Annotated in this window: 4 protein-coding genes and 1 pseudogene; all 5 read left to right on the top strand. The window is 50.2% G+C overall.

The features are described from left to right. A pseudogene (locus AC1WIP_RS08710) lies at positions 1–150 on the top strand (phospho-N-acetylmuramoyl-pentapeptide-transferase); the annotation flags it as partial. A 14-nt stretch (positions 151–164) separates the two neighbouring features. Next, positions 165–668, top strand: coding sequence for a transcription elongation factor GreA (gene greA / locus AC1WIP_RS08705; protein WP_318704774.1), 504 nt, complete (start codon positions 165–167; stop codon positions 666–668). 24 nt (positions 669–692) lie between these two features. Then, the gene (locus AC1WIP_RS08700) at positions 693–2,216 is read left to right on the top strand and encodes an HAD hydrolase-like protein (protein WP_481141475.1); all 1,524 of its coding nucleotides are present in this window, start codon (positions 693–695) and stop codon (positions 2,214–2,216) included. Between the two features lie 10 nt (positions 2,217–2,226). After that, the gene (locus AC1WIP_RS08695; protein WP_481141474.1) at positions 2,227–3,027 is read left to right on the top strand and encodes a glycosyltransferase; all 801 of its coding nucleotides are present in this window, start codon (positions 2,227–2,229) and stop codon (positions 3,025–3,027) included. 462 nt (positions 3,028–3,489) lie between these two features. Beyond that, a partial coding sequence (gltB, locus tag AC1WIP_RS08690) for a glutamate synthase large subunit (RefSeq protein ID WP_481141473.1) occupies positions 3,490–7,402 on the top strand: 3,913 nt, incomplete at its 3' end.

Raw genomic sequence — 7,402 nt, 5'->3', positions numbered from 1 at the left:
TTCAAAATCCGTATCTTAAAAAATGTGAGGACGCCGTTACACGACCATGTGAGGAAGGTCTGGGACTGGTCCAACACCCAGACTGTTTACCGGTTTGCCATCATTCAGATCATTGTATCTGTGGCGGTGGTATACGGAATACAGGTATAGAGAGGAAGATTGCTATGTATGACGAGCTGACGCCCAGCGATATCAAAAAAATGAAGGAAGAGATAGAGTACCGGAAGCTTGTGGTGCGGCCAAAGGCGCTTGAGGATGTGAAGGAGGCCAGAGCCCATGGGGATCTGAGCGAAAATTTCGAGTATCATGCCGCAAAAAAGGTAAAGAATCAGAATGAAAGCCGCATTCGCTATCTGGAGAGGATGATACGCACTGCCCGGGTGATTTCCGAGGATTCCGCCGAGGACGAGGTGGGGATCAACAATACGGTGACAGTAAAATTTATTGATGATGCAAGTGTGGAAACCTACAAAATCGTAACCACCGTGAGGGGAAATTCCCTGGAAAATCTCATCAGCAACGAATCGCCCTTGGGCAAGGCGCTGCTTGGAAAAAAAGAAGGGGATGTGGTTCATGTACAGGTTGGTGCTGCTTCGGGATATGACGTGGAGGTGCTTAAGATCGTGAACACTGCGGACGATGGCACGGACAGAATAAGAAGCTTTTAAAAGACGATTTACAGGAGAGGATTCATGAAAAAATATTTGCTATTTGACCTGGACGGAACCCTGACTGACCCCAAGGAGGGGATTACGGCCAGTGTACAGTATGCCCTAAAGGCCATGGGAATCGAGGAGCCGGATTTGGAGAAGCTTACGCCCTTTATAGGGCCGCCCTTAAAGGACAGCTTTATGGAGTTTTACCATATGGATGAGGAGCAGGCAGGGCAGGCGGTGCTTAAGTACCGGGAGCGCTTTGAGACCAAGGGGCTTTATGAAAATAAGCTTTATGACGGGATTCCCCAGATGCTGCGCCTCCTAAAGGAGAAGGGCATGCACCTGGCGGTGGCTTCCAGCAAGCCCACTGTGTTTGTGGAAAAGATATTAAAGCATTTTCACATTGACCAATATTTTGAGGTAGTGGTTGGAAGCGAGCTGGACGGAAGGCGGGTAAACAAGGATGAGGTGGTTCAGGAGACGCTGAATCGTCTGTTTGGAGAGCATCCGGTGGAACCGGATCAGGTGTACATGATCGGAGACCGCAAATTTGACATAGAGGGCGCAAGGGCTCTTGGCATAGAAAGCGTTGGAGTTGCTTATGGCTACGGCGGCATAGAGGAATTAAAAGCGGCAAAGGCGGATTATATTGTGCGCAGCGTGGAGGAGCTTAAAAAGTTTCTGCTGCGGGGCACGGAGGAAAAGACAGACGAAAAATCCAAGCGTTCTGTGATGCTGCAGAGGATGTGGCTGATGCTGTATTCCTTTTTGATGTTTATTCTGGTGCGGAATGTGGTGCAGTACGCCTTAAGCCTTCTTTTTAAGTATGTGGGAGAAAGCTTTACAGGGCCTGTAGCCGATTTCTTTGTGGTAAAAAATGCGGACGGCGCCCTTGAGAGCTTTACGGGCAATGCAGCCACCATAATAGCGGCCTTAAGCTATGTGGGAAGCGGTCTGGCCATCGCGGGCAATGCAAAGCTGCTTTTGACCAAGACTGCGGATGACATGAGGCTGACCCATTTAAAGCCGGAGCCTAAGAAAAACTATGTGTTTCTTGGAGCGGCAGCCGTGGGAGCGGTGATTGGGTTTAACCTGCTTTTTGACGTTACAGGCTTTATCAGCAAATCTGACGCGTATCAGGCGGTGGCTGCGGAACAGTATTCGGGAGACCTTTGGATACATCTGATCTGCTACGGCATCATTACGCCCATAGCGGAGGAGCTTTTGTTTCGCGGCATTATTTACGGGTATATGCGCCGCTTTATGAATGTGAGGACTGCTCTTGTGATCTCCTCGGCGCTGTTTGGACTTTACCATATGAATCCCATACAAGGGGTTTACGGATTTTTGATAGGCTGCCTGATGGCTTACGCTTATGAGTATTTCGGCAGCTTTTATATGCCTGTGTCCGTCCATATCCTATCTAATGTGATCAGCTCTCTGCTATCTTATACGGCTATCGCCATGACCGGATTTGTGAGCTGGCCGGTGTGCATTCTGTTTTTGATTGTGGCGGCGGGAAGCCTGTATCAGCTGGCAAAGCAAAAGAAGGTGTTTTAGTGAGGCGGATATGAAATTTTCTATTATAGTAGTGTGTCTGAATCCGGGGGAAAAGCTCAATCAGACGCTGGACAGTATTTTAGACCAGACCTTTGCGGATTATGAGATCATTGTAAAGGACGGAAAAAGCAGGGACGGTTCTATAGAGAGGATGCGCCGGGATGGGCGTATCCGCTTTTTTTCAGAAGAGGACAGGGGAATCTATGACGCCATGAATCAGGCGGTTTCCCATGTACAGGGAGATTTTGTCCTCTTTTTAAACTGCGGAGACAAATTTCATCATAATAAAGTTTTAGAGCAGACAGCTGCTGTGATTGAGAGAGAGGAACATCCGAAAAATCTGGTGCTTTATGGCGACACCTATAGCGAAAAGTCCGGAGTGATGATCTCCTCGCCGCCCAAGATCACGGGACTTGTGTGCTATCGAAACATTCCCTGCCATCAGTCCTGCTTTTACGCAGCCAGGCTGTGCCGGGAAAAGCCCTATGAGGAATGCTATCGCATCCGGGCTGACTATGATCATTTTTTGTGGTGCTATTATAGGGCAGGGGCCAAAATGATGTACCTGAACATGCCCGTATCCTCCTATGAGGGGGGAGGATACTCAGAGAGCAGGGAAAATCAAAAGAGGGATAAGGAAGAACACAGACAGATTACGAAAGAATATATGAGCAGGGCAGAGCTTTTCTCCTGCCGTCTTTTTATGCTGTGCACCCTTGCTCCCTTAAGAAGACTGCTGGCGGAAAATCAGTGGTCGTCCGGGATATACCACTGGCTTAAGGAGCAGCTTTACAGGCGAAAGCTTCCATAAAAAAATCAGGAAAATCCGCCCCTGAAGTGTGTCCGAGAGAAGGAAATGGAGCAAAAATTCAATATACAGACAGATATTTTATCCTTTGAAAAGCAAAAGACTGATTATCTGACAATTTAAGAAAAAAACCTGTTTACAGAAGAGAAAAAAAGGTGTATAGTACTTTTTAGAAAAGTCGCAAAGGAGCGAGTAAAGGACTCCTTGCGGCTTTTTTTATGTGAAAGAACAAAGATGATTGCGAAGCTCAACTTTTAGATTTGGAATGTTGTACGTTGCATATTTCATAAACAGACCCTTGCTGGCCGCCGGTACTTAGGCTGCGTCCTTTGCGGCCTTAGGTACCGCTGCGGTCAGCTCGGAGTGAAAGCGTGTCTGTGTTGAAATGTGCAATGGGCACAATGATCTCTTTAAAAAATATGTTTCGCGATGATCTGAAAACAAGAACCGGAAAGGAGCATTACAATGTTTGATGTGAAAAGCAAGCTTCCCAAGGCGCCTCTTTACCGAGGAGAATTTGAGCATGACAACTGCGGTATCGGCGCATGTGTGAATATCAACGGCAAAAAGAGCCGTGCCACGGTGGAGAACGCGTTAAAAATCGTGGAAAATTTAGAGCACAGAGCCGGTAAGGATGCGGAAGGAAAGACGGGAGACGGCGTTGGCATTCTGACCCAGATACCCCACAAATTTTTTGTGAAGGTGACCAAAGCGCTGGGAATTGAGCTGGGCCGGGAACGGGAATACGGCGTTGGCATGTTTTTCTTCCCCCAGGAGGAGCTTCGCCGCAATCAGGCAAAGAAGATGTTTGAGATTATTGTACAAAAGGAAGGCATGGAGTTTCTGGGCTGGCGTGAAGTGCCCACCTTTCCCAATGTACTTGGACATAAAGCGGTGGAGTGTATGCCCTACATTATGCAGGGCTTTGTAAAGAAGCCCGCAGATGTGGAGAAGGGACTTGCCTTTGACCGCAGACTGTATATCGCAAGGCGAGTGTTTGAGCAGTCCACGGATGACACCTATGTGGTATCCCTCTCCAGCAGGACCATTGTGTATAAGGGTATGTTTTTGGTGGGACAGCTTCGCACCTTTTTTGCAGACCTGCAGAGTGAAGACTTTGAATCTGCCATTGCCATGGTGCATTCCCGGTTTTCCACCAACACAAATCCCAGCTGGGAGAGGGCTCATCCCAACCGGCTGATGGTGCATAATGGCGAGATCAATACCATTCGGGGCAACGCGGACAAGATGCTGGCCAGAGAAGAAAACATGGAGTCCGAGCACTTAAAGGGCCAGCTTCACAAGGTGCTGCCCGCAATCAGCAAGACGGGTTCAGACTCCGCCATGCTTGACAATACGCTGGAGTTTCTGGTGATGAGCGGTATGGATCTGCCTCTGGCCGTGATGATCACCATTCCCGAGCCCTGGGCAAACAACAAGGCCATGTCTCAGACCAGGAGAGATTTTTATCAGTATTATGCCACCATGATGGAGCCCTGGGACGGCCCTGCCTCCATATTGTTTTCCGACGGAGATATCATGGGAGCTGTGCTGGATCGAAACGGCCTGCGTCCCTCCAGATATCTGATCACGGATGACGATACCCTGATCCTGTCCTCTGAGGTGGGAGTTTTGGAGCTGGATCCCGCACGGATCAAGCTGAAGGAAAGGCTGCGTCCCGGCAGGATGCTCTTGGTGGACACCATTCAGGGAAGGGTCATCGACGACAAGGAGCTGAAGGAAAAATATGCCGGCCGCCAGCCTTACGGAGAATGGCTGGACAACAATCTGGTGGAGCTTAAGGATCTGCACATTCCCAACCAGAGAGTGCCGGAGTATACTTCCGAGGAGCGCCAGAGAATGCAGAAGGCCTTCGGTTACACCTATGACGAGCTAAAGACCAGTATTCTTCCCATGGCAAAGAACGGAGGGGAGGCTACTGCAGCCATGGGTGTGGATACACCGCTGCCGGTTTTGAGTACAACCTATCATCCGCTGTTTCATTACTTTAAGCAGCTGTTTGCCCAGGTGACCAATCCGCCCATAGATGCCATACGGGAGGAAATCGTGACCTCCACCACCGTCTACATCGGCACAGAGGGAAACCTTTTGGAGGAGTCGCCCAAAAACTGTAATGTTTTGAAGGTGAACAACCCTATTTTGACTAACACAGATTTATTAAAGATCAAAAATATGAAGGCAGAGGGCTTCCAGGTGGAGGTGGTGCCCATTACCTACTATAAAAACACCAGCCTGGAGCGGGCCATCGACAGACTGTTTGTGGAGGTGGACAGAGCCTACAGAGACGGTGTCAACGTTCTGATTCTCTCGGACAGAGGGGTGGATGAAAACCATGTTGCCATGCCCTCCCTTTTAGCGGTTTCCGCATTGAACCAATATCTGGTACGCACTAAGAAAAGAACCAGAGTGGCTCTGATTCTGGAATCTGGGGAGCCTAGGGAGGTGCATCACTTTGCCACTCTTTTGGGCTATGGCGCCTGCGCCATTAACCCTTACCTGGCTCAGGAAAGCATAAAGGAGCTGATCGACAACCACATGCTGGATAAGGACTACTATGCGGCGGTGAATGATTATAACAACGCAGTGCTGCATGGCATTGTAAAGATCGCCTCAAAAATGGGCATCAGCACCATACAGTCCTACCAGGGCTCTCAGATTTTTGAAGCTATCGGCATTGCGCCGGAGGTAATCAGCAGATATTTCAGTAATACGGTATGCCGGGTGGGCGGCATTACCTTAAAGGATATTGAAAAGCAGGTGGATGAGCTCCATTCCATGGCCTTTGATCCCCTGGGACTTTCCACCGATTTGACCCTTGACAGCCCGGGACATCACAAAATGCGCAGCGGCGCAGATAAGCATCTGTATAATCCGGCCACCATCCATATGCTTCAGGAGTCTACCAAGCGCGGCGACTATGAGATGTTTAAGCAGTATACGGCTATGATCAACGATGAAAGCTCTGTGATGAATCTGCGGGGGCTTATGGATTTTAACTATCCGAAAAAGGGCGTTCCCATTGAGGAAGTAGAGCCGGTGGAATCCATTGTCACCCGGTTTAAGACAGGGGCCATGTCCTATGGCTCCATATCCAAGGAAGCCCATGAAACCATGGCTATCGCCATGAACAGACTGCATGGCAAAAGCAATTCCGGAGAGGGCGGAGAGGTGCTGGAGAGGCTCACACAGGGGCCGGATGGGGAAAACCGCTGCTCGGCCATCAAGCAGGTGGCAAGCGGACGCTTTGGAGTCACCAGCCGCTATCTGGTCAGCGCAAAGGAGATTCAGATCAAGATGGCCCAGGGAGCCAAGCCCGGAGAGGGCGGACACCTGCCCGGAGGCAAGGTATATCCATGGATTGCAAAGACAAGACATTCCACGCCCGGCGTATCCCTGATCTCGCCGCCGCCTCATCACGATATTTATTCCATTGAGGATTTGGCCCAGCTGATCTATGACCTGAAAAACGCAAACACCCAGGCAAGGATTTCCGTGAAGCTGGTGTCCGAGTCCGGCGTGGGCACTGTGGCGGCCGGAGTGGCCAAGGCGGGCGCACAGGTAGTGCTGGTTTCCGGCTACGATGGAGGCACCGGCGCCGCTCCTAAAAGCTCCATTCACAATGCGGGACTACCCTGGGAGCTTGGGCTTGCGGAGACACACCAGACCCTGATTATGAACGGTCTGCGAAACAAGGTGCGTATTGAGACGGACGGCAAGCTGATGAGCGGACGGGATGTGGCCATTGCAGCGATTCTTGGAGCGGAGGAGTTTGGCTTTGCCACAGCTCCCCTGGTGACCATGGGCTGCGTGATGATGCGAGTGTGCAACCTGGATACCTGTCCGGTGGGCGTGGCTACCCAGAATCCAAAGCTTCGCAAGAATTTCAAGGGAAAACCTGAATATGTGGAGAATTTTATGCGCTTTATCGCGCAGGAACTGCGGGAGTATATGGCGGCGCTGGGCGTGCGGACCGTAGATGAGCTGGTGGGCAGGACCGATCTTTTGAAGGTGAAGGAAAACCTGACGGAGAGCCAGAAAAAGATAGATTTGAGCACGATACTTTCCAATCCCTATGAAAATACAAAGCAGAAGGTTACCTTTGATCCCAAGCAGGTATTTGACTTTGAGCTGGAAAAAACCCTGGATGAAAGAGTGCTGTTAAAGCAGCTGGGAAAGGCCATAGAGACAAAGACCAAGAGAAGCATAGAGGTGGATGTGTCCAATACGGACAGGGCCTTCGGCACCATTTTCGGCAGTGAAATCACAAGAAAGCTGGGGGATGATGTGGAGGAGGATACCTACCGGGTGCTGTGCAGAGGAGCGGGCGGACAGTCCTTTGGCGCGTTTATTCCAAAGG

It is taken from the genome of Acetatifactor sp., from assembly GCF_982438285.1.
This window is presented reverse-complemented; position numbering and strand designations above follow the sequence as displayed.